Source organism: Microbulbifer sp. S227A (genome assembly GCF_049800935.1).
In genome coordinates this window covers 1-2,191 of the sequence record NZ_JBNAFZ010000047.1, presented here as the reverse complement: position 1 = coordinate 2,191, position 2,191 = coordinate 1, and the positions used below count along the sequence as shown (strand labels likewise).

The 2,191-nt window shown below is 46.6% G+C and carries 3 protein-coding genes; all 3 read left to right on the top strand.

The genetic code is table 11. From position 1 onward, the window contains the following. The first annotated feature begins 109 nt into the window (after nt 1-109). The 3 genes from ACP15R_RS27390 to ACP15R_RS27380 all read left to right on the top strand — a co-directional run bounded on the left by ACP15R_RS27390 (nt 110) and on the right by ACP15R_RS27380 (nt 2,107). Nucleotides 110-526, top strand: a complete 417-nt coding sequence (locus ACP15R_RS27390; protein WP_424988968.1) for a hypothetical protein — start codon at nt 110-112, stop codon at nt 524-526. A 102-nt stretch (nt 527-628) separates the two neighbouring features. Next, entirely contained in the window at nt 629-1,102 is a 474-nt protein-coding gene (locus ACP15R_RS27385; protein WP_224871781.1) for a DUF3592 domain-containing protein, read from the top strand. Between the two features lie 522 nt (nt 1,103-1,624). After that, nucleotides 1,625-2,107: a hypothetical protein gene (locus tag ACP15R_RS27380; RefSeq protein WP_224866470.1), complete on the top strand. Its 483-nt coding sequence runs from the start codon at nt 1,625-1,627 to the stop codon at nt 2,105-2,107. The last annotated feature ends 84 nt before the right edge of the window (nt 2,108-2,191 follow it).

The following is a 2,191-nucleotide window of genomic DNA, read 5'->3' as shown; positions in this document are numbered from 1 at the left end:
CCTAACAAATTGCTCAAGTACACTCCGGCCGCAAAAGGCGCGGCCTCCGCGGGACAACCTACACTGCGTTTCGGTTGCCCCTTAGCAAGGCGTTATGACTCTTAGTAGTATGAAATATTTATTAATTGCTCTAGCGATGTTACCGCTTTATGGGAAGGCATGTGGTAATGATGAAATTCCGCATCAGATAAAATTTTCTAAAGGTGCATTGTACAATGCACCTCAGTGCCATCCTGTGAAAGTAGTTGTACCTACGAAGTACAGAGGTGGAAAGTTAGAATATGCAACCTTTCTGCTGGGGTCTGGAGTTGCGGATAGCACCTCTCTTGAAGTAAATGTAAATATTCTTGATTCATCTGACTCAGTCAATGAGTCGGAATTATATTTATGTTTAAACTATGAAGTGGCTCCACGGTCCACGCTTCATTTGCGCTATCTTCCCGTGCAAAATGAAGACGGAGTGGTATCTCTATGCGCGCAGGAATACTACATCAGAGACTTTATGTCTCATCTCACAGAGTCATAACAAGTTGCTGAAGTATACTCCGGGCGCGAATATCGCGCCCTCCGCGGGACAGCCTACGCTTCGCTCCGGCTGCCCCTTAGCAAAGCGTTAAGTGCACAAGCAATGAAGAAGATTCAAGGAATATTTCTCGTAGCAGGCATCGTAATTCTTGGAATTGCGGCAAGCGCTTACATAGAAACGTTGCAGTATTCTAGCTGGCAGAAAACACAAGCAATCCTTCAATCTGTTTCATTACAAAACGCAAGTAGCCCCACTGTTGCAGGCGCCTCCGATTGGGGTGGCAATATTGGCAAGGCATCCTACATCTACCAAGTGGATGGAAAGGAATACAAAGGTAGCCGCATAATGCCGCTGCAGAATGTGTACTTACCAAGAGAGAAAGTAGTAAATTTAAGAGAGGGTGTTATCACAGTCGCATATAATCCGTCTGAACCCTCTCAGTCATTTATATTTGCTATTACGCCGGTAACTCAGTTAATTATGCTGCTTTTGGCTGGGATTACATCGGTCGTGACTGCTCTTGTTTTGCCAAAGCTAGTCAGTCTATTTCCAGGTGCGACGCGTGAAAGCACTTAACAAAGCAATGCAGCCGACGTCCAAGTTTGTGCACTTTTTACGCGGTCGCTATGCTCCCATTATGGCGCAAAAAGCGCACAAACTTGGCCGCCGCTGATTGCGGCGTTATGGTGCCGGTCGGTAAAAATAGTTTTTGTGTGGCTGAAAATTTTGCGCACAGTTTTGGCATCCAGTATTTGGCTTTTTGCCACGGCACATTCAAGCAGTTTCGTTCCTAGAGCGTTCGCTTGAGTTCAGTAGAAGCTGGCAGCTCGCTGCAGTATTGTGGCGTGCCAATAAGATAAAAACAGGTTGGGGAAAGTGCGGTATTCTTTCCACGTTTTAATGGGCGGTGGCCAGCCAATCCGTGGCTGGCAGCGTGCCAGTAGGCGGTTCCGCAGCGCGGCCAGCCATAACCAGGCGCTGCAGGGGACGGCTTACTTTGTGCACCTTTTGCGCAGGTCGCCTCGCTCCCATTTTTGCGCAAAATGCGCCCAAAGCAAGCCGCCCCTGAGCGCGGCGTTATAGGTCTCGAGCAGTGATATGAATAAGGAAGATGCTGGAGCACGTTTAGATCGATATCTTCAAGAGCAGAACCAGGTGCAGCGTAAACTTGACCGTGCGCGTGCTGCTGCAATGTCTCTTTGGGGATGGGGTGGTAACTACTGGTTCCCATTGGAGCTAGATCCAACACCTCTAATCGAAGTCTTGGCTATCGATGGAAATAAAATTCTTCCTTATCACTCTGAACCAGATCTTGAGCAATTTCTAGTAAACTTCTTCCATGGAGAGAAAATATATTTCTTCCAGGAAACGGGCGCACATTTTGAAGAAAGTGAGTATTCTGGATTTTCATTTGGGTACTATGAGACGTTTGCTTGCGACTCTCACTTGAGGAACGTTGTATATTGGTCACATGAAAACACGGTGACATTTGGTGGTAGAGAGCTAGTCTCCCAATTTAAAAGATTTTGTCCAAAATATGCGGACTTCGTAGTTGACTGGGCTAAAACCTATAACAAGTGACTATGGTGTCCCGTCAAGCGATTAAGCCATTTTTTCATCCCAGTACGTGTTGTTTTTAACCATGGTATTGAGGATCGTGAGTTG

Excerpts from the sequence above, each read along its gene's own strand:
- ACP15R_RS27390 (WP_424988968.1), top strand. The coding sequence starts at position 110 with ATGAAATATTTATTAATTGCTCTAGCGATGTTACCGCTTTATGGGAAG.
- ACP15R_RS27385 (WP_224871781.1), top strand. The coding sequence starts at position 629 with ATGAAGAAGATTCAAGGAATATTTCTCGTAGCAGGCATCGTAATTCTT.
- ACP15R_RS27380 (WP_224866470.1), top strand. The coding sequence starts at position 1,625 with ATGAATAAGGAAGATGCTGGAGCACGTTTAGATCGATATCTTCAAGAG.